This window comes from Sphingomonas sp. Leaf231, assembly GCF_001421995.1.
In the GTDB taxonomy this organism is placed as follows: Bacteria; Pseudomonadota; Alphaproteobacteria; order Sphingomonadales; family Sphingomonadaceae; genus Sphingomonas.
Genome location: NZ_LMLS01000002.1, coordinates 823,012 through 847,119, shown reverse-complemented (window position 1 = coordinate 847,119; position 24,108 = coordinate 823,012). Strand labels below are relative to the sequence as shown.

The window sequence follows — 24,108 nt, the reverse complement described above, 5'->3', positions numbered from 1 at the left end:
TTCTCGCAGCATGGCAGGTTACAAGGCCCCGGACTTCAACGAGCGCGCCGCCGCCGCCCGCGACGCGAAGGCTCGCGCACTCGACGCGTTGAAGAACAAGGCCGCCCCCGATCCTGCAGAGGTCGCTGCGCGTCTGGCCGCGCGCGAGGCCAAGGAAGCCGCCGAGGCGGAAAAGCGCGCTGCACGCAAGGCCGCGATCGAGGCCGAAAAGGCCGCCAAGGAAGAGGCGCGCGCGCAGGCAGCCGCCGAGGAAGCGGCCGCGGCAGAGGCCGCCGCGGCGTCCAAGCGCCCGCCGGTCCTGCCGACGGCCGCCGAACTCAAGGCCGCTCGCGACGCGCGGTACGCCGCACGCAAGGCCCGTCAGAAGAAGTGATTCGCCCGGAACTGGTCGGCGTGGCGGAGGTGCCGGACGGCCCGCCGCTCCGGCTGTTCCGCCGCGGTGCCGACTTCATGATCGTGCTCGACCGCAACGAATTGATGAGCACGCGGATGAGCGGCTCGGAAGTGGCGCTCGGCACGATGACGTGCGACCGCATCGCCGATCGCCCTGCGCCGCACCTGCTGATCGGCGGCTACGGCATGGGCTTCACGTTGCGAGCGGTCCTTGGACGGCTGGATGCCAAGGCGCGTGTCACCATCGCCGAACTGGTGCCCGGCATCATCGAGTGGGCGCGCGGGCCGATGGCGGCGCTGACCGCCGACTGCCTCGACGACCCCCGCGTCCTGCTGGAGATCGGCGACGTCGGCGCGGCGATCCGGGCCGGTTCCGGCCGTTACGATGCCATCCTGCTCGATGTCGACAATGGCCCCGACGGGTTGACCCGTCCGGGCAATGACGGGCTGTACGGTCCACGCGGGCTCGCCGCGGCGCGCAGCGCCCTACGCTCCGGCGGCGTGCTGGCGGTATGGTCCGCCGCGCCCGATCCGCGCTTCGCACGGCGGCTGGCGGACAGCGGGTTCGCGGTGGACGAGGTGAAGGTCCGTGCCCGCGACAACGGCAAGGGCGCGACCCACGTCATCTGGTTCGCCATCCGCCACTAAGCATCCGTACCGACGCCGTTCCTTCTGATGCGGCGCGATGATAAGGGCGATGCATGGTTTCCGGGCATCACCACCACGGGCATGGCCACGGGCATGACCACGATCACGGCCACGGCCACGGCCACGGCCATTCCCATGCACATCATGCCCCGCCGGAACGTTGGGACCATGTATTCGCGATCGGCATCGGGCTGAACCTCGCCTATGTCGTCGCGGAGGGGGCCGCCGGTTTCCTGTTCGGGTCGGTCGCGCTGCTGGCGGACGCCGGGCACAATCTGTCCGATGTCCTTGGCCTCGCCGTCGCCTGGGGCGGGGCGGCGCTGGCGCGGACCGCACCGTCGAAGCGCTTTACCTATGGGTTGAAGGGGTCGACGATCCTCGCCGCGCTCGCCAACGCCCTGCTGTTGCTGGTCGCGATCGGCGCGATCGCGCTGGAGGCGGTGCAGCGCTTCGGCGCACCCGCGCCGGTTTCCGGACCAAGCGTCTCGGCGGTTGCGGCGGCGGGAATCGTCGTCAACGCCGTCACCGCGTGGTTGTTCGCCAGGGGACGCAAGGGCGATGTCAACGTGCGTGGCGCGTACCTCCACATGCTGGCCGACGCGATCGTATCGGCGGGGGTCGTCGCAGCGGGGGCGGCGATCTGGCTGACCGGGATCGCGTGGATCGATCCGCTGACCAGCCTCGTCATCGCGGTGGTGATCTTCTGGCAAACCTGGGGATTATTGCGCGAGACGGTGGAGATGGCACTGGCCGCCGTGCCACGCGGCATCGACTACGACCGGGTGAAGGAGGCGCTGGCCACGCTGCCGGGCGTCGCCACCGTCCACGATCTGCACATCTGGCCGATGTCGACCACCGAACCGGGGCTGACCGCGCATCTGTCGATGCCCGCCGGTCACCCCGGCGACGGGTTCCTGCATGCTGCGCAGGCCATGCTCCACGACCGGTTCGGGATCGGCCATGCGACCTTGCAGGTCGAAACCGGCGCGGCCTGCGCGCTGGCGGACGACGGGCGGGTATAGTCCCGCTCCGCCACCCCCGGCACCGGGCGTCCGGTTCGGGCTACTTCCCCATCAATTCCCGCCGCAGGAAGGCGTCGAGCAGCGCCGCACGTCGTGCATCCTCCGCATGGTCGGCCCCGACCGAATGGCCGCCCTCAAGATACTCGTGAAAATACACACGGTTACCGTGTTGCTTCAGCAGCGCCGCGAGTTTGCGCGCATGGCCGGGATGGACGCGATCGTCCTTGGTCGAGAGATAGAACAGCACCGGGGGGTAGCGCACCCCGGCCTTGACGTTCTGGTACGGCGAGTAGCGGCGGATGAATGCCCAGTCCGCCGGCTTGTCGGGATCACCATATTCGTCGATCCACGACGCGCCCGCCGACAGATGCGAATAACGCTGCATGTCCTCCAGCGGCGACCCGGCGATCACCGCGCCGTAAAGGTCCGGGCGCTGCTGCATCGCGACACCGACCAGCAACCCGCCGTTGGAGCGGCCGGAGATGGCGATCTTCCCCCTGGTCGACACGCCGGTGCGGACCAGATCGTCGCCGACCGCATGGAGATCGTCGAACACGTTCTGGCGCTTTTCCCGCAACCCGGCCTGATGCCAGCGCGGCCCGTATTCGCCGCCGCCGCGCAGATTGGCGAGCACATAGGCCCCGCCCTGTTCGACCCAGAACAGTGCCAGCGGCCCGGCGCGATATGGCTGGCCGGTCAGATAGGTCGGCGTCTGCGCCGCGCGGAAGCCGCCATAAGCGTGGATCAGCGCCGGCGCACGGGCGCCCGCGCCCTTTTTCGTGACCAGGAAATAGGGCACTTGCGTGCCATCGCGCGAGGTCGCGAACCGCTGCACCACCTGATATTTCGTGGCGTCGAAGCGGGCGGGCAGCGCCTGCACGGTGCGCGGTGCGGCCCCCGCGCGCACGGCATACAGCGTCGGCGGGGTCAGCATCCCCTCCACGGTCACGAACGCCGTGTCGCGCTGGCCGGCGGTGGTGCCGAGATGCACGGTGCTGTTGTCGGGCAGCGCGACCGGCGTCGGCGTCCAGCGCCCGTCGCCCTGCCGGCGCAGCGCCAGCAGCCGGCCCGACACGTCATCGAGCAGCTTGACCCACAACACATGATCGCTGGCGGACACTTCCTCGATCGCCTGCTTGTCGCCCGGCGCCATCACCAGTTCGCCGCGTGTACGACGCCCGGCGACGATATCGTGCAGCGGCCATGCGACCAGCGCGCCGGCAGCGAAGCCATCCGCAGCCTTGTTCAGCTTCGCCACCGCGCGCCCGTCGATCACGTCGAGCACGTCGGCGCCCTTGGGCAGGCCCAGCGGCACGAAACGGCCATCGGCGGCCTGGACCAGCAACTCGCGCTCGAAAAAGGTATGCCCGACGCTGACCACCGGCCAGCGGCGGGTGGCATCGACGAACGATCCCGCGCTGACCTCCACCGCGCTGGCGGGCGATTCATGCACCGTCGTCGCGGCGGCGAGCGGCGTGCCGCGCTTCCACAGCCGGGCGATACGCGGGTAGCCGGAGGTGGTCAGCGACCCCTTTCCCCAATCGGTGGTGACGAGCAACGTGTCGCGATCGACCCACGCCACGTCGCTCTTCGCCTCCGGCAGGACGAAGCCGCCGTCGACGAACCGGCCCGTGGCGAGATCGAATTCGCGAACCACCTGCGCGTCGGTGCCGCCGGGGCTGAGCCGTACCAGACAACGCGCGTAATCCGGCTCCAGACAGCTGGCGCCATGCCATACCCAGCTCTTGCCCTCCGCCTTGCCCAGCGCGTCGACGTCGATCAACGTCCGCCATTGCGGCTTGCCGGCGGTATAGTCGTCCAGCGCGGCGATCCGCCACAGCCCGCGCGGATTCTTCGCATCGCGCCACAGGTTCGTCACCCGATCGCCCAGCACCGCGTCGGCGTCGGCGATCTGCGCCTCGTCGTCGAGGATCGCCTTCGCGCGGGCGCGATCCCGTTCGTAGCGAGGGTCCTTCGTAAGCAACGCCTCGGTCTCGGCATTCCACGCCTTGACCTGCCCCAGCGCGCGCGGCCCATCGATCTCCTCCAGCCAGCGGTACGGATCGGCGGCGGGTGCGGCGGCGAGGACAACGGGGGCGAGCGCGAGCGGGATCAGGCGTTTCATCGCGACGTGGTAACCCGTGCCACGATCGAGAGAAAGGGTCTTGCCGGCCGAGCGGCGGCCGCGCGGAAGTTGACAAACCTCACACCACGTCCCCGTCGGAGACGTTCCGGCGCAAGCGTGATGGGAGGGGATGTGGCGGACGATGCGGTGGGAGCGATCCGAGCCATGACCGGCCGACCTTACCAGCGCACGAATGATGTAGGACAGCGGGAGCAATGCGGGGCGGGGCGGGGCGGTGCGGGGCGCGGCGCGGCGGGATCACCGCGCCCGCCGGGTCCGCGCGACGTCCACGCCGGATCGACGTTCAGCGTCTTACGAGTGCCGAACCGCTCCCCGATGAAGATGATCCACCTGTCGGGGCGAACCGCGCGCGCACAATCTGGCAGGCTTGCGCCGTCCATCCGTTATGGCAAGCGCAAGGAAGCAATCCAGCGTTCCGCATGACGCCTTGGCTGCTTCGCTACGCTCGCCATGACGGCGGTTCCGGGGATCCCCGTCGAAAGTCGATCGGCGCTAGTCGCCGGTCACCTTCACCGGGCCGAGATCGCCCTGCCCGACGCTGGTGTCGGCCATCGCCAGCATTGCGTCGAGGCTCTTCTTGGCCTGCAATCGCAAACCTTCCTCCATCTCGATCCGGGGCGACAGGTCGCGGAGGCTGACGTACAGTTTCTCCAGCGTATTCAGTGCCATGTACGGACAGATGTTGCAGTTGCAATTGCCGTCGGCACCGGGCGCACCGATGAAGGTCTTGCCGGGAAGCGCCTTTTCCATCTGGTGGATGATGTGCGGTTCGGTCGCGACGATCAGCGTGTCGCCGGGCATCGCCATCGCGTAATCGAGGATGCCGCGCGTCGAGCCGACGTAATCGGCATGGTCGAGGATCACCGCCGGGCATTCCGGGTGCGCGGCGATCGGCGCGGCGGGGTGCTGCGCGCGAAGTTTCAGCAATTCGGTTTCGCTGAACGCCTCGTGCACGATGCAGACGCCGGGCCACAGGATCAGGTCGCGTCCGGTCGCGCGTGCCAGATAGCCGCCGAGATTGCGATCCGGGCCGAAGATGATCTTCTGGTCCGCCGGGATCTTCGCAAGGATCGCTTCGGCCGAGGAGGAGGTGACGATGACGTCGCTGAGCGCCTTCACCGCGGCCGAGCAATTTATATAGGTGAGCGCGATCGCATCGGGATGCTGTGCGCGGAACGCCGCGAACTGATCGGGCGGGCAGCTGTCCTCCAGGCTGCATCCGGCATCCATGTCGGGCAGGATCACCGTCTTGTGCGGCGACAGGATCTTGGCGGTTTCCGCCATGAAGCGCACGCCGCAAAAGGCGATCACGTCGGCATCGGTCGCCTGCGCCTTGCGGCTGAGATCCAGGCTGTCGCCGACGAAATCGGCAAGGTCCTGGATCTCGGGCTTTTGATAATAATGCGCGAGGATCACGGCGTTGCGCTCCTTGCGGAGGCGGTCGATCTCGGCGCGCAGGTCGATGCCCGCAAGGTTCGTCGGCTGTTCCATGCCGCAGCAGATGGCCCGCCCGCGCGGCGGGATCAAGTCAGCGTGAGTTGCCGAGCACTTCGTCGAGCGAACGGGTCATGTCCCAGCGGTCGCGATTGTCGGGGCGCGGCTCCCCCGCGAAGCGCACCTCGACCCGAACCGGCAGTCCCGCGGCCTCCAGCGTGCCCGCGAACAGCCGCTCCAGCGCGGCGCGGCCGTTGTCCCGCGCCCTGGCGAGGTTTTCCGGTTCGCGTGCCTTCGCCGCGACGACGTCGGTTGCCTTGGCCGACACGCGTTTCTGCAACTCGGCCATGGCCGCGCGCGTCGGCAGGACGCCGGACGTCGTGTCGAGCGTCACCCGGCTTTCGTCGACATTGGGCGTGCCGACGACGACGTCGGGCACCTCGACCAGCAAGGTGCGCCGTCGTTCGTCATAGCGGAAATCGCGCGGGCGCAGCGATCCGAGCGCGACGAAATAATCGACGTCGTACGGCGCCTTGATCAGGCGGACGTACTTCAGCCACCCGAACATGCGCGTCGTCGCGGCGGTGGATTGCACGGTGCCGGACAGATGACTGACGCGCAATTCGTTGCTGCCGTACAGCCGGCCGGCAACGACGCGGGCAACGGCGAGGCCATCCGCATCGGTGGTGACGGCATAATGTTCGGTATAATGGCGATAGCCGACCCAGGTGGCGACGACGATCGCGCCGGCGATCGCCAGCGATACCAGCAACCTGCCCACGCCGGTCAGACGATCCGCCATACGTCCCCCTCCTGCCCCACCAGCCCGCGCCGCGCCAGATCGAGGAGATGCGCCAGCACCGAGCGCGATGCCGCACCAGCCAGCCGCGAGTCGATGCCGACGTACATCCGCGCGACCATTGCCGGCACCGCGTGCGGCGCGCCGCCCAGTATGCGCATGATCTGGCCCTCACGCTGCTTGCGGTGGCCGAGCATCCCGCGCACCAGCCGCTGCGGTCGATCGACCTGCTCGCCATGGCCGGGATAATAGACGCGATCGTCGCGCAGCAGCAGCTTTTCGAGACTGGCCATATAATCGCCCATGTCGCCGTCGGGCGGCGAGACGACGCTGGTCGCCCAGCCCATCACATGATCGCCGGAGAACAGCGCACCGGTTTCGCGCAGCGCGAAGGCGAGGTGGTTGGAGGTGTGACCGGGGGTCGCGATCGCCTCCAGCATCCAGCCGTCACCCGCGATGCCCTCGCCCTCGATCAACACCCGATCGGGTGCGTAACCAACGTCGAACGCGGCATCGGCTTGCTCGCCCGCCGCGCGCACCACGATCGGGTCGCAACCGACGATCGGCGCGCCGGTCTCTCGCGCCAGCCGCGCTGCGCCGGGCGAATGATCGCGGTGGTGGTGGGTGACCAGGATCGCGCGCACCGGCCGCCCCGCGATCGCGCGCAGCAACGCGGCGTGATGCGCGGGATCGGCCGGGCCGGGATCGATCACCGCGACGTCGCCGGCCGCGTCCCCGACGATATGCGTTTGCGTGCCGGTATGCGTATAGGCCGAAGCGTTGGGGGCCAGCACACGCGTCACCAGCGGTTCCAGCGTCACGGCCACGCCGGTGGGAAGGTCTTCGGCCATCTTGCCGTCACATGGCGGTGCCGCCCGGCGGGTGCAAGCCCCCGCGCGGACGGCACGCCATCGTCAGTCGCGCGTGGCGATCCGCGCGCGCAGTTCGGCGATCGCCTTGTCGATGCCGGCCAGCGCCGCGGCGCGATGTTCCTGCGGGACATCGGCGTTGGCGAACATACCGGCGCGCGTGCTTTGCAAATCGGTCAGCGCGGCGCGCAGCGACTGACGCTCGATCCGGCCGGAGGCGCGCTCCAGTTCGGCGGCGTCGCGGCGGATGCGCGCGACATCGAACCGCGCCGCCTGCCGCTGCATCGCCGCGGCCTGACGCTGCAGGCGGGCGCTGTCGATCGCCGCCGCGCGGCCGAGTTCGGCCGCCCGACGGTGAAGCGCGGCGTCGCGCATCGCCGTCGCTTCAACGGTGCCGGGCGCGGGCGGGACCGGCGGCACCGGGGGCATCGGCGGCACCGGGCCGACGGGCGGTACGTCCGGCATCGGCGGAGCAGGCGGCATCGGCGGAGCAGGCGGCACGTCGGGCATCGATGGCGCGGGTGGCACCGGCGGCACCGGATGCGCGGCGAGATACGCGTCGGCCTGCGCGCCGGTGTAGGTGACGGTGCGCCCATCCGTGGTCACCGTCACCTTCGTCGTGCGCCCGCGCTGGCGGTCGGTGACGATGTGGCGAGTGACGGGGGGCAGCGGCGGCTCCACCGGCATATCCACGCCGGTCGCATCCTCCACACCCGCGCGCACCCGCTCGGCGGCCTGCGTGCCCGATGCGGTGAACGCCAGCCCGATGATCGCGATCGCCGCGATCGCCGCGCCGCCCGCCGCCATCTGCACGCGCGTCGCCTTCTTCCTGCCCAGCATCTTCAGTCTCCCTTTCAGATCCTTCACGGTGTTGAGGTGGCAGGCCGGCGACACCGCCCGCCCATGCGCGGCCTTCACGATCGCGCAGCCATAAGCGTGGCGCGCCGCGCCGTCGGTGCGCGCCAGCACGCGCGCGTCGTTCGCCATTTCCTGATCGGCGCGGAATTTGCGGAAGGCGATCCACGCCAGCGGGTTGAACCAGTGCAAGGCCAGGACGGCGAGCGCGACCCAATTGGCGATCAGGTCGCCGCGCGCATGATGACCCAGTTCGTGTTCGAGCGCGAGCGCGCGTTCCTGCGGGTCGAAGCGCGCCGCGAAGTCGCGCGGGAACGCGACCACCCGGTCGAACACGCCGAACGCCAACGGGCCGTCCGCCGCAATGCTGTGCACCACCGTCACCGATCCGACGCGGTCGACCGCGATGCCGTGACGCAGCACCTTGTAGCGGAACCGCCAATAGCCGAACGCCTGCCACGCCATCAGCGTCGCGGCCCCCGCCAGCCACAGCCACAACGCCACCGACGGCCAGCCGATCGATGCCGCGGTCGTTTCGACCGGCAGCGTGGCGACCGGATGACCCAGCGAGATAATCAGCGGTTCGGCGGCCGGCAGCACCGGCAATGCCTCGCCACGCCACCCTTCCGGCAACGGCGGCAGCAGCAGGCGGAGCACCGGAAGCGCCCACAAGGCATAGGCCACGTGCGCGCCGAACGCGCGGCGCACCGGCGCGCGCAGCACGACGACCGCCAGCATCAGCAGCGCCGACCCCAGCATCGCCTCGATCGCCCAGGCGGTCATTGCTTCAGCGCCTTCAACAGCGCCTCGATCTCGGTGATGTCCTGCGCGCTCAGCGCGTCCCGCTCGGCCAGGTGCGCGACCAGCGGGGTCAACCGCCCGCCGAACAGCCGGTCGATCAGCCGGTCGGACTCGCGCGCGACATAATCCTCGCGCTGCACCGCCGGGCTGTAGAGATAGCGCCGGCCGTCGACCTCGTGCCGGACCGCTTCCTTGGTCAGCAGCCGTCCGAGCAGCGTCTTGACGGTCGCGGCGCTCCACCCCCGCGCGGGGTCCACCCGTTCGGTCACGTCCTGCGCGGTGAGCGGACTATCGTCCCATAACACCTCCATGACCGCATGTTCGGCATCGCTGATCCGCTCGACCACGACTCGCTCCCTCGCTCCAGCCTTCGACTACGCCTGTAATCGTCACGATTACGATTGTAGTCAATAGCGGATCGTTGGCACGACGATGCTTCGACATGGCTGCAGGACGAAACGACCCGGGTGCCGCCATCGGGCACCCGGGTCGTTTCACCACACCAGCCAGGACGAACGCCGTGGAGGCGCTCTGCCGCCGGGCCTTACGCCTGCGGTGCTTCCACCGCCTTCGCGGCACCGGCCTGCTGGAACAATTCACCCAGCTCGCCCGCCTCGTACATCTCCATCATGATGTCCGACCCGCCCACGAACTCGCCGCCGACATACAGCTGCGGGATGGTCGGCCAGTCCGAATAGCCCTTGATCCCCTGACGGATCGCCTGATCCTGCAACACGTCGACGCTCTCGAACGCCACGCCCAGCCGCTCCAGGATCGCGATCGCGCGGCTGGAGAAGCCGCATTGCGGGAACAGCGGCGAGCCCTTCATGAACAGCACCACCGGGTTGCTCTTCACCAGCGCGTCGATGCGGGCATGGGCGTCGTCGGTCATTTGGTCATCCTCACGATACGGTCTTGCTGGTCGCTTACTTCGGGACGGCGGTGGTCAACTGCAAGGCATGCAGCACGCCACCCATCCGCCCGCCCAGCGCGGCATAGACCGCCTGATGCTGTCGCACGCGCGGCATCCCCGCGAACGACGCCGCCGTCACGCGGGCCGCCCAATGATCGTTGTCGCCGGCCAGATCGGTCATCTCGACCTCCGCATCGGGAATCCCGGCCTTGATGAGCGCGACGATCTCGTTACCTTCCATCGGCATCCGCGTTACTCCGGCTGGATCAGTTGACGGCGCGCCTCGATCAGCTGCTCGTCAAGCGCGCGGCGCACCACCGCCTCCTCGACATCGACGTTCGCCGCGGTCAGATCGCCATAGATCTTGCGCACGACGTCATCGTCGCCCGCTTCCTCGAAATCGGCCTGCACCACCGCCTTGGCATAGGCATCGGTTTCGGCCGGGGTCAGCTGCATCAGCTGCGCCGCCCATTGCCCGACCAGCCGGTTGCGCCGCGCGATGATCCGGAACGCCACCTCCTCGTCGCGGGCGTATTTCGCCTCGAACGCGCGTTCTCGATCGTCGAAAAGGGTCATGCTGGCTCCCGTCGGTACATCCGCGATGGATAGTCCGCGCGGGCTCCCTGTGCAACGCCTGCTCAATCCGCGACGCGCACCACCAGCTTGCCGATCGCGGTGCGCGCACCCAGCCGCGCGATCGCCTCTCCGCCGCGCTCCAGCGGAAACACCTGCGTCACGCGCGGTGCGATCCGGCCGTCGCGCCACAGGTCCAGCAACCGCATGATGTGCGCGCGGTTCGCCGCCGGATCGCGCCCCGCGAACGCGCCCCAGAACACGCCGCACACGTCGCAGCTTTTCAGCAGCGTCAGGTTCAGCGGCAGCCGTGGGATGCCAGCGGGAAAGCCGACGACGAGATAGCGGCCCTCCCACCCGATCGAACGCAGCGCCGGCTCGGCATAATCGCCGCCGACCGCGTCGTAGATCAGCTGAAATCCACCTGCGCCGCCCGCCGCCTTGAACCGGTCCGCCAGCGCCTTCGACGCCGGCTTGTCGAACGGCGCATGGGGGTAGACGATCGCCTCGTCCGCGCCGGCCGCCCGCACCGCCGCCGCCTTCTCCTCGCTCGACACCGCGCCGACCACATAGGCGCCGAACGCCTTGCCCAGCTCGACCGCGGCCAGCCCGACACCGCCCGATGCGCCCAGCACCAGCAACCGGTCGCCCGCCGCGATCCGCCCGCGATCGACCAGCGCATGGATGCTGGTGGCATAGGTGAGCAGCAGCGCCGCACCTTCCTCGAACCCGCGCTCGTCGGGCAGCGGGAACAGCGCATCGGCCGGCACCGCGCGCCGTTCGGCGAGGCCGCCCATCAACACGGTGCCGATCACGCGGTCGCCGACCCGCCATTGCGTGACGCCGGCCCCGACCTGCGCGACCACGCCGGCGATATCGCCGCCCGGCGCGAACGGGCGCGGCGGCTGAAACTGATAGCGATCCTCGATCACCAGCACGTCGGGATAGTTGATCGAACAGGCACGTATCGCGACCACCACCTCACCCGGCGCGGCGACCGGATCGGGCAGGTCGCCGACCTCCAGAGTTTCAGGTCCGCCCGGCGCCCTCGACAGCAATGCCCGCATCTGCCCGCTCTCCCATGATCCAGGGGCGCTCTTCATCGAGCAGCTCCTCGAACTTCGAAATCGCGGTATCCTTTGCCAGTGTCAGCCCGACCTCGTCCAGCCCCTCCATCAGGCAACGGCGGCGGAACGCGTCCAGTTCGAACGGGAAGCGATCCTGGAACGGAGTGGTGACGGTCATCGTTTCCAGATCGACCGTCACCGGATCGGTCTTCGCGACCTCGACCAGCCGGTCGACCGCCTCCTGTGACAACACCACCGGCACGATGCCGTTCTTGAACGCATTGCCGGAAAAGATGTCGGAGAAGCTCGGCGCGATCACCGCCCTGACGCCCATGTCGCCCAGCGCCCAGGCGGCGTGCTCGCGGCTCGATCCGCAGCCGAAATTATCCCCCGCGATCAGGATCGGCGCGCCGGCATAGCGCGGATCGTCGAAGATGTTGCCGGGTTGCGCGCGCACCGTCTCGAACGCCCCCTGCCCCAGCCCGGAGCGCTTGATCGTCTTCAGCCAATGCGCCGGGATGATGACGTCGGTGTCGACGTTCTTGGCGCCCCACGGATAAGCGACGCCGGAAACACGGGTGACCGCCTCCATCAGCGCGCCGGACGGCTCGGCGGGATCGCCGGCTTGGCGATCGCGGCATAGGCGGCCACGCCGCTCAGCACCGATCCGGCGATCAGGAACATCAGCACCTTCTTCATTTCACGTTCCTCCGTCTCAGCCCATCAGTTCGCGGACGTCGGCCAGCCTTCCGGTGACCGCCGCCGCCGCCGCCATTGCCGGCGACAACAAATGGGTACGCGCGCCAGGTCCCTGACGTCCCACGAAATTCCTGTTGCTGGTCGAGGCGCAGCGCTCACCCGGCGGCACCTTGTCCGGGTTCATCGCCAGACACATCGAACAGCCCGGTTCGCGCCATTCGAACCCCGCCTCGGTAAAGACGCGGTCCAGCCCCTCGGCCTCGGCCTGTCGCTTGACCAGCCCCGATCCGGGGACGACCATCGCGCGCACGCCATCGGCGACATGCCGCCCGATCGCCACCCCGGCGGCGGCGCGCAGATCCTCGATCCGGCTGTTGGTGCAACTGCCGATGAAGACGTGCTGGACGGGCACGTCCTGCATCCGCATCCCCGGCGCCAGCCCCATGTAATCCAGCGACTTCTGCGCCGCCTCGCGCTTCGACGGGTCGGCGAAGCTTTCGGGCGCCGGCACGACGCCGGTGATCGGCACGACATCCTCCGGGCTGGTGCCCCACGTCAGCACCGGCGCGATCGCGCTGCCATCCAGCACCACGCTGCGGTCGTAACGCGCGCCCGCATCGCTCGGCAACGTCCGCCACCATGCCACGGCCTTGTCCCAGTCCGCGCCGGTGGGTGCCAGCGGGCGGCCCTTCAGATAGGCGAAGGTCGCTTCGTCGGGCGCGATCATCCCGGCGCGCGCACCGCCCTCGATCGACATGTTCGCGATCGTCAGCCGCCCCTCGACCGACAGATGGCGGATGACCTCGCCGGTGAACTCGATTACATGGCCGGTGCCGCCCGCCGCGCCGATCCGTCCGATGATCGCCAGCACGACGTCCTTGGCGCTGACGCCGTAGCCGAGCGTGCCGTCGACGCGCACTTCCATGGTCTTCGACGGCGACAGGATCAGCGTCTGCGTGGCGAGCACATGCTCCACCTCGCTGGTGCCGATGCCGAAGGCGAGCGCCCCCAGCGCACCATGCGCGGAGGTGTGGCTGTCGCCGCACACCATCGTGGTGCCGGGCAGCGTGAAACCCTGTTCAGGACCGACGACGTGGACGATGCCCTGGCGCGCCGACAAGGCGTCGATATAGGGCACGCCGAATTCGGCGACGTTGCGGCGCAGCGCGCCCAGTTGCTCCGCGCTCTCGCGATCCGCGATCGGCAGTTCCTGCCCGTTCGCATCGATGCGCGCGGTCGTGGGCAGGTTGTGATCCGGCACCGCCAGCGTCAGTTCGGGCCGGCGCACGCGGCGACCGGCGGCGCGCAGCCCCTCGAACGCCTGTGGACTGGTCACCTCATGCACGAGGTGCCGGTCGATATAGATCAGGCAGGAGCCATCGTCGCGACGCTCGACCACATGAGCGTCCCAGACCTTTTCGTACAATGTGCGCGGGATGGTGGACATGATGCGCGGCTGTTAAACGAAAAGCATCGTCGCTCCAAGTTCACGCGACACGAAATGTCGTGGCGGCGGCGTCAGGGACGGACGCGATGGTCCGCGGTCACAATGCCCACCGCCGCAACCTCCGCCTCGTGCGTGGCCTCGCGGAAAGTTTCGGCCAGCGCAGCCGCCTCCCACACGCGCATCGCGGGCTGGTCGAGCATCCACGCCACCCAGCGCGCGCCGGCTGCACCGACGTCGATGCCATAGGTGCGCACACGGTAGGCGACCGGCGCGAAAAAGGCGTCGACCGCGCCGAACGCCGCGCCCGCCAGCCACGGGCCGCCGAAACGCGCCAGACCCTCCGCCCACAATTCCGCCAGCCGCTCGACGTCACGCGCCAGCCGCGGCGACGTTTCATCGGGCGTCACCCGCTGCCCGACGGTCATCGTCCGCCCGGCGCGCAGTGCGCCGAACCCGCCATGCATCTCGGTCGCCGCGCACATCGCCCAGGCGCGCGCCGCCGGGTCGGTCGGCCACACGCCATCATGCCGCTCCCCCAGATACAGCGCGATCCCCAGCGAATCCCAGATCGTGCGTCCGTCGTGGAGCAGCACCGGCACCTGCCCGGTCGGGGAAAAGGCGCGGAACGCTGCGTGATTGTCCATTGCCGCGAACGGTTCGATCCGGTCGGTGAACGGAATGTCGAGCATCGTCATCAACAGCCACGGACGCAGCGACCAGCTGGAATAATTCCGGTTCGCGGTGATGAGCGTATAGGCCATCCCCGATCAGTCCACGTAGTGCGCGGTGGTCTTGGCCCTCACCTCGTCGGCGGTCACGCCGGGGGCCAGTTCGACCAGCCGGAACGGCGCGTCGTGACCGGGGCGCTGGAACACCGCCAGATCGGTGACGATCATGTCGACGACGTTGCGCCCGGTCAGCGGCAGGGTGCAGGCGGGGATGAACTTCGGCGTGCCGTCCTTGGACACATGCTCCATCACGACGATGATCTTCCTGACCCCCGCCACCAGATCCATCGCGCCGCCCATGCCCTTGATCATCTTGCCCGGGATCATCCAGTTGGCGATGTCGCCGCCCTGCGACACCTCCATCGCGCCCAGCACGGTCAGGTCGATATGCCCGCCGCGGATCATCGCGAAGCTCTGCTCGCTGCCGAAATAGGCCGAGGAGGGCAGTTCGCTGATCGTCTGCTTGCCGGCGTTGATCAGGTCGGGGTCGACCGCATCGTCATAGGGGAACGGACCGATCCCGAGCATCCCGTTTTCCGATTGCAGCGTCACGGTGATGCCGTCGGGAATGTTGTTGGCGACCAGCGTCGGGATGCCGATGCCGAGGTTGACGTAATAGCCGTCGCGCAACTCGCGTGCGGCGCGCGCGGCCATGCCGTTGCGATCCCAGCCCCTGGCTTCGTGCGGCATCAGTTCAGGCTCCCGTTCCGAAAGATTGTCGTGGCGATCATGGCGCGTCGCTCCAGCGTTTGTCGGGCGGAAAGGTCTCGTCCCAACCCGTGCCAAGCCCGGTGCCGTAGACCGGGTTGGGCAGCACGAACCAGCCGTTGCCCCAGCGTCCCTCGATCGGGCCGACCGCCGTCAGCATCCGCCGCCCGATCGCCGGCGCCGGTCCCGGCGGATTGAACAGATCGGCGAAATCGCCCAGCTGGTCGCCGGCCAGTGCCACCACGCAATACTTCGCGGCGATCGCGGCGCGGCGTCCGTCCTTGCCCGAACGATCGTCGACATCGCCCTTCAGGAACAGCGTGTCGCCGTGGGTGAACGCGCCCAGCCCCGCGGCGGCCAGCGCGCGCACCGTGGCGTCGGCATTGGCGGCGGAACGATTGGTGTTGATGACCATGGTGACGCCCATCGCGCGCAGTGCATGGAACGCCGCCACCGCACCCGGCACCGCCACGACCTTGTCCATGCCGCCCTTTTCCCAGCGCTCCCAACGCTTTTGGTCGAAGGGGCGCGGGTGTTGCCCGTCGTCATATTCGTAGCCGAGGTTCAGCACCGCCGTTTCGTCCATGTCGAGCACCACCGCCGGGGGCAGCGTGCCGCACGGCAACGTCTCCGGCATCGCCGCGGTCGCGCCGGGCACCAGCACCGCCGACCCCGGCCAGCGCGGCAGCGTGCCTGCCCGCCGCTGCGACGGCAGCCGTCCGCGCCGGTCGCGCGCCGATTCCAGCACGTCGCGGACGTAGCGGACCATGCCGTTATACGCCTGTTCCGACAGCGCCGCCGCCTCGCCCGAGCCGTACAGCCACGCCATGCCCGGCGGCACGGCGAGCGGCGCGGGCGGATCGACCGCCGTCGCGGGCGCGCTCGGCCGCCCGAGCAGCACCTGACGCTGCGCCGCGCACCCGCCCAGCGTCGCGGCCAGCGCCAGCAGGACGCCCGCGCGCATCACGCCGCGGCGCGCTCACGCACGGTGCGGAACTCGATCTTCTTGTCGTACGGACTGCCGACGATCATCCGCTTCACATAGATGCCGGGCAAATGGATGTGATCGGGATCGAGGCTGCCGACCGGCACGACTTCCTCCACCTCGGCGACGCAGATCCTGCCGGCGGTCGCCATCGGCTGGTTGAAATTGCGCGCAGTCTTGCGGAAGATCAGGTTGCCGCTCTCGTCCGCCTTCCACCCCTTGATGATCGACAGATCGGCGCGGATGCCACGTTCGAGGATATATTCCTCCCCGTCGAACTCCTTGACCTCCTTGCCCTCGGCCACCTGGGTGCCGACGCCGGTCTTGGTGTAGAAGCCCGGAATACCCGCCCCGCCCGCGCGACAGCGTTCGGCCAGCGTGCCCTGCGGGCAGAATTCGACCTCGAGTTCGCCAGCCAGGAATTGCCGCTCGAACTCCTTGTTCTCGCCGACGTAGCTGGAGATCATCTTCCTGACCTGCCGCGTGCGCAGCAGCTTGCCCAGCCCCTCGCCATCGATGCCGGCATTGTTGCTGGCGATCGTCAGCCCGGTCGTCCCGGCATCGCGGATCGCATCGATCAGCCGTTCGGGGATACCGCACAGCCCGAACCCGCCGGCGCAGATCGTCATGCCATCGAACAGCAGACCGTCCAGCGCGGCGGCGGCATCGTCGTACACCTTGTTGACCACGGCTTGCGCTCTCCCTCGTCAATCGGCCGCGCCGCTTCACCCGCTACGCGGACAGCGGAACTGCCGGGCGGCGACGCGGTATCGCGAACGTCCGTTCATTAGCGCCGGGCACGGCCAAGGCAACGGTCGCGATGCCGCGCCCCCGTACGAATACGGGGACGCGGCGACGAAGGTACACGCTTCAGAGAGGCAGCGCCGCGCGCGTCTCCGCCCCGACCACGCCGTCGACGGCCAGCCCGTGCAGCGCCTGGAAGGCGGCGACCGCGTCGGCCGTGGACGGGCCGTAGACGCCGTCCTGCGGACCCGGATCGATCCCGGCCTGCTTCAGCGCCTGCTGCACCGCGAGCACGGCATCGCCGCGCATGAACGGCGACGCAAGGTGCAGCAGGTCACCGGCCGGCGCGAGCACGACCGTCATGCCGGCGTCGCTGACGTAAGAGACTCCGGGAACGACCGCGCCGGTGGTCCACAAGCGCGACGCCGCATCCTTCACGACCAGCACGCCGTCCTTCGCGCATCGTGCCTCGACCGTCGTGCCGTCTCCGCGCGAGATCGCGACATGCCCGACCTTCATACCGAACGCACCGGGTTTGCGGATCAGGATCGCGCCCGGCGTGGCGATCGCCTGCTCGACCGGGATCAGCAGATCGCCGGCGGCCGCATCCTCATACCACCAACCCGAAAACGACTCGCCGGATTGAATGTTCGGCGGACGCACCGCCATCACCGTCCGGTACGTGTGATAGACGCACCACGCCACGAACTCCGCGCAATCCCATGGTCCTGACCAGTCCGGATTGGCCAGATGAACCCGCGCGCCCAGCACATATCGCTGCCGGTCGCGCGTCATGGCGCGATCGACCAGATCCTGTCCGACGTACATCCTGTCTTCCCCCGTGACGGCAACGAACCCCCCGGCCGGATCGGTCGGAGCCGGCGCGGCTGCCGTCGGGCGAAATGCTATCGATGATGCGGACGGATCGGCGCTCAGGTAGGTCCGAATCGGATCGGTCGACGGGCGTCCCGGCTCCGCGCTTTTCGGGTCGACCGCATCGCTCGGGCGGCATATCAATGACCTATGACCAACCCACGCACCGGCGGCCGCCTCCTCGTAGACCAGCTCGTCGCACAAGGGTGCGACCGGGTGTTCACCGTGCCGGGGGAGAGCTTCCTCGCGGTACTCGATGCGCTGCACGATACGCCCGCGATCGAGGTGGTTACGTGCCGACAGGAAGGCGGCGCGGCGTTCATGGCCTGCGCCGACGGCACGCTGACCCACCGCCCCGGCGTCGCCTTCGTCACGCGCGGCCCCGGCGCGACGAACGCATCGATCGGCGTGCATGTGGCGATGCAGGATTCGCAGCCGATGATCCTGTTCATCGGCGACGTCGATCGCGCGACCCGCAACCGGGAGGCGTTTCAGGAAGTCGATTTCGCGGCGATGTTCGCGCCTTTGTGCAAATGGGCGGCGCGGATCGACGATGCGCGGCGCATTCCCGAATATGTCGCCCGCGCCTATGCCACCGCGATGAACGGCCGCCCCGGCCCGGTCGTGCTGGCATTGCCGGAGGACATGCTGCTCGACACCGTCACCGCCACCGACCGGGCGCGGATCGAGCGCGCGCGACAGGACGTCGACCCCGATACGCTCGATCGCCTGCGCGACCTGCTCGCCACCGCCGAGCATCCGCTGGCGATCGTCGGCGGCGCGGGCTGGGACATTACCGCCGCCACCGCCTTCGCCGATTGGGCAACCCGCGCCGGGGTGCCCGTTGCCGCCGCCTTCCGCCGGCAGGATGCCATCGCCAACGATTGCCCGGCCTATGCCGGCAACCTCGGTTATGGCCCTAACCCGGCACTGGCCGCGCGCGTCCGCGCCGCCGACCTGTTGCTGGTGGTCGGCGCACGGCTGGGCGAGGCGACGACCGACGGCTATGCGCTGATCGCGCCCGATCACCCCGGGCAGCGGCTGGTGCACGTCCATCCCGATCCGGAGGAATTGCACCGCGTCTATGCCACCGATCTCGCGATCTGCGCCGGCATGGCGGAGTTCGCCGAGGCGCTGGTGCCGCTGGACGGCCCCGCGCATCCGCATGCCGCCGAGGCGCGGACCGAGTTCGAGGCGTGGCGCACACCGCATCCGCGCGACGGCGTGGCGCTCGATCTCGGCCCATGTGTCGCGGCGATGCAGGCGGCGCTGCCCGCCGACACGATCATCTGCAACGGCGCGGGCAATTTCTCGGGCTGGTGGCATCGTTACTGGCAGTACGCCGGGCCGGGGACGCAATTGGCGCCGACCGCCGGCGCGATGGGATACGGCCTGCCCGCCGCGGTCGCCGCCGCGCTGCGGCGTCCGGGGCGCAGCGTCGTCGCGGTGGCGGGCGACGGCGACTTCCTGATGAACGGTCAGGAACTGGCGACCGCGATCCAGCACGGTGCCGATCTGCTGGTCGTTGTCGTCGACAACGGCACCTATGGCACGATCCGCATGCATCAGGAGCGCGAATACCCCGGTCGTCCCGCCGCGACCCGGCTGCACAATCCCGATTTCGCCGCACTGGCCCGCGCGTATGGCGCCACCGCAGAGACGGTCGAACGCACTGCGGACTTCGCCCCCGCGCTGGACCGGTTGCTGGCCGCAGGCGGCGTGCGCCTGCTCCATTGCCGCACCGACATCGAAGAGATCACGCCGGCCACCACCCTGTCGGCGATCGCACGACACTGACGCGGGTCCGCACGTCACGGCAGGCAACCGCCGCCGGGCGATGCGGGTTTAGCATCGCATGGCAGACGAACCGCACAGTGTCGGCGACATCCTCGACGCGATCGAGGGTCTGGCGAAAAAGCAGGACGAGGTCGCGGTCGGCGATGTCGTGGAGGCGCTGGGCAGCCGCGGGTTCGGGCCGTTCCTGATCGTCATGCCGTTGATCGACATTTCACCGGTGGGCAGCATCCCCGGGCTGCCCACCGCGATGGCGGCGGTGATCGCGCTTATCGCGGTGCAGATGGCGCTGGGCCGCCGTCACCTGTGGCTGCCCGGTTTCGTGCGCAAGCGCTCGCTGGCGTCCGGGAAGGTGTGCAAGGCAGTCGACAAGACGCGTGGGATCGCGCGCTTCATGGATCGCTGGTTCCACGGTCGCCTGCCCGCGCTGACCAGCGGGCCGTTCGTCCGCGCCGCGGCGTTCGGCGTGATCGCGCTGGCCTGCGCCGTCCCGCCGCTCGAATTGCTTCCGCTCGCCACCACCGCCCCGATGCTGGCAATCGCCGCCTTCGGACTGGCGATCACCGTGCGCGACGGCGCATTGATGATCGTCGCAATGGTATTGGCGATCGCTGCGGTCGGAATCGGGATCGGACTATTGGGAAGCAGGTAACGCCTGCGATATCGCGGCCGACGTGAACGACTTCTCCGGGCGAGCCCGCCTGCGTTTATGATGACCGATAACAAAAAAGGTCGCCCCGCAATTTGCGGGGCGACCCTCGTCAACTTACGTGACGGCAAAGCCTAGATATCGTCGCCAAGTGCGCCCTTGACCTTACCCTTGACTTGCTCGCCCTTGCCTTCGACCTGCTGGGCCTTGCCCTCCGCCGCGAGATCGGCATTCTCGGTATTATTGCCGATCGCTTCCTTCGCCTTGCCGATGGCCTCGTTGACGTTGCCCTTGATCTTGTCGGTCAGCTCGCCCATCGTCGATCTCCTCGTTGAAAACTATCGATGACAGAACGGTGCTGGCACCATGCGGTTCCGGGTCGGCGGCAATTCCCTTGCCTCAGATCAATTCGGGGGATCGGATCAAACCAGAGACTTAGGCCGGATCGCAGGCTCAGATCAGGCCGGAAAGCGGGCTGGACGGATCGGCGTAGCGGCGCTTGCCCATGCGTCCGGCACGATAGCTCATTCGCCCACCCTCGACCGCGGCCTTCATCGCCGCCGCCATCAGCACCGGGTCCTTCGCCTCGGCGATGGCAGTGTTCATCAGCACGCCGTCGCAGCCCAGCTCCATCGCCACCGCCGCGTCGCTCGCCTGTCCGACGCCGGCATCGACCAGCACGGGAACGCCCGCCCCTTCGACGATCAGCCGGATCGTCACCTGGTTCTGGATACCCAGTCCCGAGCCGATCGGCGCGCCCAGCGGCATGATCGCCACCGCGCCCGCCTCTTCCAGTTGCTTCGCCGCGATCGGATCGTCGACGCAATAGACCATCGGCTTGAACCCCTCGCGCACCAGCACCTCGGTCGCGGTCAGCGTCTCGCGCATGTTGGGGTACAGCGTCCGCGCCTCGCCCAGCACCTCCAGCTTGACGAGATCCCAGCCGCCCGCCTCGCGCGCCAGCCGCAGCGTGCGGATCGCGTCGTCGGCGGTGAAACAACCTGCCGTATTGGGCAGATACGTCACCTTCTTCGGGTCGATATAGTCGGTCAGCATCGGGGCGTTCGGATCGCTGACGTTCACGCGGCGCACCGCCACGGTGACGATCTCCGCGCCCGATGCCGCCACCGCCGCTGCGTTCTGCGCGAAATCCTTGTACTTGCCGGTCCCGACGATCAATCGCGACCGGAAGGTGCGGCCCGCGACCGTCCAGCTATCGTTGGCGGTCGCTGCCATCGGATCCGCCGCGACCGGATGGTCGCCGCCGCCGACGAAGTGGACGATCTCCAGCTCGTCGCCGTCCTCCACCGTCACCTGCGCCAGCGTGGAGCGCGGCACGACCTCAAGGTTGCGTTCCACCGCGACCTTTTCAGGGACCAGCCCCAGCGATTGCGCCAGTTCGGCGATGGTGATCCCGGCGGTCACGCGCTTGTGCTCGCCGTTCACGGAAATGGTGATGGTGCCGTCGGTATGTGCCATGCCTGCCATTTAGGCGCGCGGGCGCGGCGGGGCAACGTTGCGCCGGGCGGCGCGGGGTGCGATGGTGCCCGCGATGACCGACACCGTCTATGTCCTGAACGGCCCGAACCTCAACCTGCTCGGCACGCGCGAGCCGGAGATCTATGGCCATGACACGCTGGACGACATCGCCGGGGCGCTGGAGGATCGGGCGCGCGAACTGGGTCTGTCCATCGACATGCGTCAGTCCAACCACGAAGGGCATCTGGTCGACTGGCTGCATGAGGCGCAGGCGCATGATGCGCGCGCGGTTATCCTGAACGCCGGTGCCTTCACCCACACGTCGGTGGCGGTGCACGACGCGATCAAGGCGATCCGCACGCCGGTGATCGAGGTGCATCTGTCGAATCCGCACCTGCGGGAGGAATTTCGCCACGTCTCGTTCGTCGGGCGTGCTGCAAAGGGCACGATCGCGGGGTTCGGCGCATTGTCCTACCAGCTCGCGCTTGAAGCCGCGGCCCGCTTCTGACAGGAGGCGCGCCCGGGCCGACGATGTCGGGTCGAAAAAATCGGGCCAAGGAAATTGGGTCAGGAATCGGGTCAGGGAAATCGGGGTTGCATGTCTGACATCTCTCACAACAGCGGCGCGATGCAGGTCGACGTCGAGCTGGTCCGCCAGCTGGCCGAACTGCTGGATACCACGCAGCTGACCGAAATCGAGGTCGAGGACGGCGACCGCAAGATCCGCGTCGCGCGCAAGGCCGCCGCGATCAACGCCGCGCCGGCGATGCATTACGCGCCTGCGCCGGCCGCTGCCGCGCCCGTCGCCGTCGCGCCGCAGGTAGATGTCGCCGGCCCGTCCGCAGCGTCGGACGCCAATGCGGTGCGCTCGCCGATGGTCGGCACCGTCTATCTCGCCGCGGAACCGGGCGCGAAGCCGTTTTCCAGCGTCGGGCAGAGCGTGGCCGCCGGCGACACGCTGCTGATCGTCGAGGCGATGAAGGTCATGAACCCGATCACCGCCCCTTCGGCGGGCGTGGTCAAGGCGATCCTGGTCGACAACGGCCAGCCGGTCGAGTTCGACCAGCCATTGGTGGTGGTCGAGTAAGCCTGTGGCCCAGATCAAGAAACTACTGATCGCCAACCGCGGCGAGATCGCCTTGCGCATCCACCGCGCCTGTCACGAGATGGGCATCAAGACGGTGGCGGTCCATTCCACCGCCGATGCGGACGCGATGCACGTCCGGCTGGCGGACGAGGCGATCTGCATCGGGCCGCCGGCGGCGACCGACAGCTACCTCAACATCCCGAACATCATTTCCGCCGCCGAGATCAGCGGCGCGGACGCGATCCATCCCGGTTACGGCTTCCTGAGCGAGAACGCCAAGTTCGCCGAGATCGTCGAGCTGCACAATCTGATCTTCGTCGGACCGAAGCCCGAACACATCCGCGTGATGGGCGACAAGGTGGAGGCCAAGCGCACCGCGGGTGCGCTGGGCCTGCCGCTGGTTCCCGGTTCGGATGGCGCGATCAGCGACGTGGACGAGGCGAAGGAACTGGCCGGGCGGATCGGCTATCCCGTCATCATCAAGGCGGCCAGCGGCGGCGGCGGACGCGGCATGAAGGTGTGCCAGTCGGCCGACCAGCTCGAAACGCTGATCCAGCAGGCGGGCACCGAGGCGAAGGCCGCGTTCGGCGACGCCACTGTCTACATGGAAAAGTACCTCGGCAACCCGCGACACATCGAATTCCAGGTGTTCGGCGACGGCAACGGCCATGCGATCCATCTGGGCGAGCGCGACTGCTCGCTCCAGCGCCGCCACCAGAAGGTGGTCGAGGAAGCACCCTCTCCGGTCATCACGGCGGCGGAGCGCGACCGGATGGGCGGAATCGTGGCCAAGGCGATGGCCGATATGAGCTATCGCGGCGCGGGGACGATCGAGTTCCTGTGGGAAGGCGGCGAGTTCTATTTCATCGAAATGAACACCCGCCTGCAGGTCGAGCATCCGGTGACCGAAGCGATCACCGGGCTGGATCTGGTGCGAGAACAGATCCGCGTGGCGGAAGGCCATGCGCTGACGCTGCGGCAGGAAGACGTGGTCTTCCGCGGCCATGCGATCGAATGCCGCATCAATGCCGAGGATCCGCGCACGTTCATGCCCTCACCCGGTCTGGTGAAGCAATATCACGCACCGGGCGGCATGCACGTCCGGGTCGATTCGGGGTTGTACGCCGGCTACCGCGTGCCGCCTTATTACGACAGCATGATCGCCAAGCTGATCGTCTACGGCACCACCCGCGAAGGCGCGCTGCGCCGCCTGCGCCGCGCGCTGGAGGAGTTCGTGATCGAGGGGATGAAGACCACCATCCCGCTGCATCAGGCGCTGCTCGACGACCCCGAGTTCCGGCAGGGCGAATATACGATCAAGTGGCTGGAGGAATGGCTGGCCAGGCAGGATTGAGGCCGACGTCCGGCGGACGTTCGACGCCTGGTCTGCTCGCC

The 24,108-nt window shown here is 68.6% G+C and carries 27 protein-coding genes; 8 read left to right on the top strand and 19 right to left on the bottom strand.

The window, feature by feature from the left end:
* Positions 1–10 precede the first annotated feature (10 nt).
* Genes ASE95_RS10285 through ASE95_RS10275 form a run of 3 tightly spaced genes read left to right on the top strand, consistent with a single transcriptional unit; the run spans position 11 to position 2,063 of the window.
* Positions 11–373 carry a DUF6481 family protein gene (locus ASE95_RS10285; protein WP_056635253.1) on the top strand — a complete coding sequence of 121 codons (363 nt, stop codon included), beginning with the start codon at positions 11–13 and terminating at the stop codon, positions 371–373.
* The gene (locus tag ASE95_RS10280) at positions 370–1,041 is read left to right on the top strand and encodes a spermidine synthase (protein ID WP_056635250.1); all 672 of its coding nucleotides are present in this window, start codon (positions 370–372) and stop codon (positions 1,039–1,041) included. The genes ASE95_RS10285 and ASE95_RS10280 overlap by 4 nt, the downstream gene beginning before the upstream one ends.
* A gap of 53 nt (positions 1,042–1,094) precedes the next feature.
* Positions 1,095–2,063: a cation diffusion facilitator family transporter gene (locus tag ASE95_RS10275; RefSeq protein ID WP_056635247.1), complete on the top strand. Its 969-nt coding sequence runs from the start codon at positions 1,095–1,097 to the stop codon at positions 2,061–2,063.
* 40 nt (positions 2,064–2,103) lie between these two features.
* Here ASE95_RS10275 and ASE95_RS10270 read toward each other — a convergent pair whose 3' ends face one another.
* From ASE95_RS10270 to ASE95_RS17280, 17 genes are all read right to left on the bottom strand, one after another.
* Positions 2,104–4,188, bottom strand: a complete 2,085-nt coding sequence (locus tag ASE95_RS10270) for a prolyl oligopeptidase family serine peptidase (protein WP_056635244.1) — start codon at positions 4,186–4,188, stop codon at positions 2,104–2,106.
* 513 nt (positions 4,189–4,701) lie between these two features.
* The gene (nadA, locus tag ASE95_RS10265) at positions 4,702–5,700 is read right to left on the bottom strand and encodes a quinolinate synthase NadA (RefSeq protein ID WP_056636217.1); all 999 of its coding nucleotides are present in this window, start codon (positions 5,698–5,700) and stop codon (positions 4,702–4,704) included.
* Between the two features lie 37 nt (positions 5,701–5,737).
* Positions 5,738–6,445, bottom strand: a complete 708-nt coding sequence (locus tag ASE95_RS10260; RefSeq protein ID WP_056635241.1) for a DUF4230 domain-containing protein — start codon at positions 6,443–6,445, stop codon at positions 5,738–5,740.
* Positions 6,430–7,293 carry an MBL fold metallo-hydrolase gene (locus ASE95_RS10255; RefSeq protein ID WP_056635238.1) on the bottom strand — a complete coding sequence of 288 codons (864 nt, stop codon included), beginning with the start codon at positions 7,291–7,293 and terminating at the stop codon, positions 6,430–6,432. Before ASE95_RS10255 ends, ASE95_RS10260 begins: the two co-directional genes overlap by 16 nt.
* Positions 7,294–7,356: 63 nt before the next feature.
* Positions 7,357–8,949: a M56 family metallopeptidase gene (locus ASE95_RS10250; RefSeq protein WP_056635235.1), complete on the bottom strand. Its 1,593-nt coding sequence runs from the start codon at positions 8,947–8,949 to the stop codon at positions 7,357–7,359.
* A complete protein-coding gene (locus tag ASE95_RS10245; protein WP_056635233.1) occupies positions 8,946–9,314 on the bottom strand; it encodes a BlaI/MecI/CopY family transcriptional regulator in 369 nt (122 codons plus the stop codon). The genes ASE95_RS10250 and ASE95_RS10245 overlap by 4 nt, the downstream gene beginning before the upstream one ends.
* A 197-nt stretch (positions 9,315–9,511) precedes the next feature.
* Positions 9,512–9,859 (bottom strand): Grx4 family monothiol glutaredoxin, encoded by a 348-nt coding sequence (gene grxD, locus ASE95_RS10240; RefSeq protein ID WP_056635231.1) that lies wholly within the window; start codon positions 9,857–9,859, stop codon positions 9,512–9,514.
* A gap of 34 nt (positions 9,860–9,893) precedes the next feature.
* Entirely contained in the window at positions 9,894–10,127 is a 234-nt protein-coding gene (locus tag ASE95_RS10235; protein ID WP_056635228.1) for a BolA/IbaG family iron-sulfur metabolism protein, read from the bottom strand.
* Between the two features lie 5 nt (positions 10,128–10,132).
* On the bottom strand, positions 10,133–10,456 hold the full coding sequence (locus tag ASE95_RS10230) for a DUF1476 domain-containing protein (protein ID WP_056635225.1): 324 nt from the start codon (positions 10,454–10,456) through the stop codon (positions 10,133–10,135).
* Between the two features lie 62 nt (positions 10,457–10,518).
* Positions 10,519–11,520: an NADPH:quinone oxidoreductase family protein gene (locus tag ASE95_RS10225; protein WP_200918804.1), complete on the bottom strand. Its 1,002-nt coding sequence runs from the start codon at positions 11,518–11,520 to the stop codon at positions 10,519–10,521.
* Complete coding sequence (gene leuD / locus ASE95_RS10220) at positions 11,483–12,112, bottom strand: 3-isopropylmalate dehydratase small subunit (RefSeq protein WP_056635222.1); 630 nt, start codon at positions 12,110–12,112, stop codon at positions 11,483–11,485. The genes ASE95_RS10225 and leuD overlap by 38 nt, the downstream gene beginning before the upstream one ends.
* 123 nt (positions 12,113–12,235) lie before the next feature.
* Positions 12,236–13,666, bottom strand: coding sequence for a 3-isopropylmalate dehydratase large subunit (leuC, locus tag ASE95_RS10215; protein WP_056635219.1), 1,431 nt, complete (start codon positions 13,664–13,666; stop codon positions 12,236–12,238).
* 71 nt (positions 13,667–13,737) lie between these two features.
* Complete coding sequence (locus ASE95_RS10210) at positions 13,738–14,427, bottom strand: glutathione S-transferase (protein ID WP_056635215.1); 690 nt, start codon at positions 14,425–14,427, stop codon at positions 13,738–13,740.
* Positions 14,428–14,433: 6 nt separating this feature from the next.
* Positions 14,434–15,084, bottom strand: coding sequence for a 3-oxoacid CoA-transferase subunit B (locus ASE95_RS10205; RefSeq protein ID WP_056635211.1), 651 nt, complete (start codon positions 15,082–15,084; stop codon positions 14,434–14,436).
* 37 nt (positions 15,085–15,121) lie between these two features.
* A complete protein-coding gene (locus tag ASE95_RS10200; RefSeq protein ID WP_235528286.1) occupies positions 15,122–16,066 on the bottom strand; it encodes an HAD family acid phosphatase in 945 nt (314 codons plus the stop codon).
* Positions 16,066–16,776, bottom strand: coding sequence for a CoA transferase subunit A (locus ASE95_RS10195; protein WP_082450042.1), 711 nt, complete (start codon positions 16,774–16,776; stop codon positions 16,066–16,068). The genes ASE95_RS10200 and ASE95_RS10195 overlap by 1 nt, the downstream gene beginning before the upstream one ends.
* Before the next feature lie 181 nt (positions 16,777–16,957).
* Positions 16,958–17,659: a peptidoglycan-binding domain-containing protein gene (locus tag ASE95_RS17280; RefSeq protein ID WP_082450041.1), complete on the bottom strand. Its 702-nt coding sequence runs from the start codon at positions 17,657–17,659 to the stop codon at positions 16,958–16,960.
* Between the two features lie 195 nt (positions 17,660–17,854).
* Between ASE95_RS17280 and ASE95_RS10185 the strand changes: the two genes are divergently transcribed.
* Together ASE95_RS10185 and ASE95_RS10180 are read left to right on the top strand one after the other, a co-directional pair.
* Positions 17,855–19,501, top strand: a complete 1,647-nt coding sequence (locus ASE95_RS10185; protein ID WP_056635206.1) for a thiamine pyrophosphate-binding protein — start codon at positions 17,855–17,857, stop codon at positions 19,499–19,501.
* A gap of 58 nt (positions 19,502–19,559) precedes the next feature.
* Positions 19,560–20,150 (top strand): exopolysaccharide biosynthesis protein, encoded by a 591-nt coding sequence (locus tag ASE95_RS10180; protein ID WP_056635203.1) that lies wholly within the window; start codon positions 19,560–19,562, stop codon positions 20,148–20,150.
* Positions 20,151–20,281: 131 nt separating this feature from the next.
* Here the strand turns inward: ASE95_RS10180 and ASE95_RS10175 are convergent, their stop codons facing one another.
* On the bottom strand, positions 20,282–20,464 hold the full coding sequence (locus tag ASE95_RS10175) for a CsbD family protein (protein WP_056635200.1): 183 nt from the start codon (positions 20,462–20,464) through the stop codon (positions 20,282–20,284).
* A 136-nt stretch (positions 20,465–20,600) separates the two neighbouring features.
* Complete coding sequence (thiS, locus tag ASE95_RS10170; RefSeq protein WP_082450040.1) at positions 20,601–21,626, bottom strand: sulfur carrier protein ThiS; 1,026 nt, start codon at positions 21,624–21,626, stop codon at positions 20,601–20,603.
* A gap of 73 nt (positions 21,627–21,699) precedes the next feature.
* Here thiS and aroQ point away from each other — a divergent pair, with 73 nt between their 5' ends.
* The 3 genes from aroQ to accC all read left to right on the top strand — a co-directional run bounded on the left by aroQ (position 21,700) and on the right by accC (position 24,067).
* Positions 21,700–22,134: a type II 3-dehydroquinate dehydratase gene (gene aroQ, locus ASE95_RS10165; protein WP_056636211.1), complete on the top strand. Its 435-nt coding sequence runs from the start codon at positions 21,700–21,702 to the stop codon at positions 22,132–22,134.
* A 90-nt stretch (positions 22,135–22,224) separates the two neighbouring features.
* On the top strand, positions 22,225–22,713 hold the full coding sequence (gene accB, locus ASE95_RS10160) for an acetyl-CoA carboxylase biotin carboxyl carrier protein (RefSeq protein WP_056635197.1): 489 nt from the start codon (positions 22,225–22,227) through the stop codon (positions 22,711–22,713).
* 4 nt (positions 22,714–22,717) lie between these two features.
* Positions 22,718–24,067 carry an acetyl-CoA carboxylase biotin carboxylase subunit gene (gene accC / locus ASE95_RS10155; RefSeq protein ID WP_056635195.1) on the top strand — a complete coding sequence of 450 codons (1,350 nt, stop codon included), beginning with the start codon at positions 22,718–22,720 and terminating at the stop codon, positions 24,065–24,067.
* Positions 24,068–24,108 lie beyond the last annotated feature (41 nt).

Coding starts and splice junctions, on each gene's coding strand:
- aroQ (WP_056636211.1), top strand. CDS start 21,700: ATGACCGACACCGTCTATGTCCTGAACGGCCCGAACCTCAACCTGCTC.
- ASE95_RS10210 (WP_056635215.1), bottom strand. CDS start 14,427: ATGGCCTATACGCTCATCACCGCGAACCGGAATTATTCCAGCTGGTCG.
- ASE95_RS10235 (WP_056635228.1), bottom strand. CDS start 10,127: ATGCCGATGGAAGGTAACGAGATCGTCGCGCTCATCAAGGCCGGGATT.
- ASE95_RS10255 (WP_056635238.1), bottom strand. CDS start 7,293: ATGGCCGAAGACCTTCCCACCGGCGTGGCCGTGACGCTGGAACCGCTG.
- ASE95_RS10175 (WP_056635200.1), bottom strand. CDS start 20,464: ATGGGCGAGCTGACCGACAAGATCAAGGGCAACGTCAACGAGGCCATC.
- thiS (WP_082450040.1), bottom strand. CDS start 21,626: ATGGCACATACCGACGGCACCATCACCATTTCCGTGAACGGCGAGCAC.
- ASE95_RS10250 (WP_056635235.1), bottom strand. CDS start 8,949: ATGACCGCCTGGGCGATCGAGGCGATGCTGGGGTCGGCGCTGCTGATG.
- ASE95_RS10275 (WP_056635247.1), top strand. CDS start 1,095: ATGGTTTCCGGGCATCACCACCACGGGCATGGCCACGGGCATGACCAC.
- leuC (WP_056635219.1), bottom strand. CDS start 13,666: ATGTCCACCATCCCGCGCACATTGTACGAAAAGGTCTGGGACGCTCAT.
- ASE95_RS10230 (WP_056635225.1), bottom strand. CDS start 10,456: ATGACCCTTTTCGACGATCGAGAACGCGCGTTCGAGGCGAAATACGCC.
- ASE95_RS10285 (WP_056635253.1), top strand. CDS start 11: ATGGCAGGTTACAAGGCCCCGGACTTCAACGAGCGCGCCGCCGCCGCC.
- ASE95_RS10200 (WP_235528286.1), bottom strand. CDS start 16,066: ATGCGCGCGGGCGTCCTGCTGGCGCTGGCCGCGACGCTGGGCGGGTGC.
- grxD (WP_056635231.1), bottom strand. CDS start 9,859: ATGACCGACGACGCCCATGCCCGCATCGACGCGCTGGTGAAGAGCAAC.
- leuD (WP_056635222.1), bottom strand. CDS start 12,112: ATGGAGGCGGTCACCCGTGTTTCCGGCGTCGCTTATCCGTGGGGCGCC.
- ASE95_RS10185 (WP_056635206.1), top strand. CDS start 17,855: ATGACCAACCCACGCACCGGCGGCCGCCTCCTCGTAGACCAGCTCGTC.
- ASE95_RS10180 (WP_056635203.1), top strand. CDS start 19,560: ATGGCAGACGAACCGCACAGTGTCGGCGACATCCTCGACGCGATCGAG.
- ASE95_RS10205 (WP_056635211.1), bottom strand. CDS start 15,084: ATGCCGCACGAAGCCAGGGGCTGGGATCGCAACGGCATGGCCGCGCGC.
- accB (WP_056635197.1), top strand. CDS start 22,225: ATGTCTGACATCTCTCACAACAGCGGCGCGATGCAGGTCGACGTCGAG.
- ASE95_RS10225 (WP_200918804.1), bottom strand. CDS start 11,520: ATGCGGGCATTGCTGTCGAGGGCGCCGGGCGGACCTGAAACTCTGGAG.
- ASE95_RS17280 (WP_082450041.1), bottom strand. CDS start 17,659: ATGTACGTCGGACAGGATCTGGTCGATCGCGCCATGACGCGCGACCGG.
- ASE95_RS10260 (WP_056635241.1), bottom strand. CDS start 6,445: ATGGCGGATCGTCTGACCGGCGTGGGCAGGTTGCTGGTATCGCTGGCG.
- nadA (WP_056636217.1), bottom strand. CDS start 5,700: ATGGAACAGCCGACGAACCTTGCGGGCATCGACCTGCGCGCCGAGATC.
- ASE95_RS10270 (WP_056635244.1), bottom strand. CDS start 4,188: ATGAAACGCCTGATCCCGCTCGCGCTCGCCCCCGTTGTCCTCGCCGCC.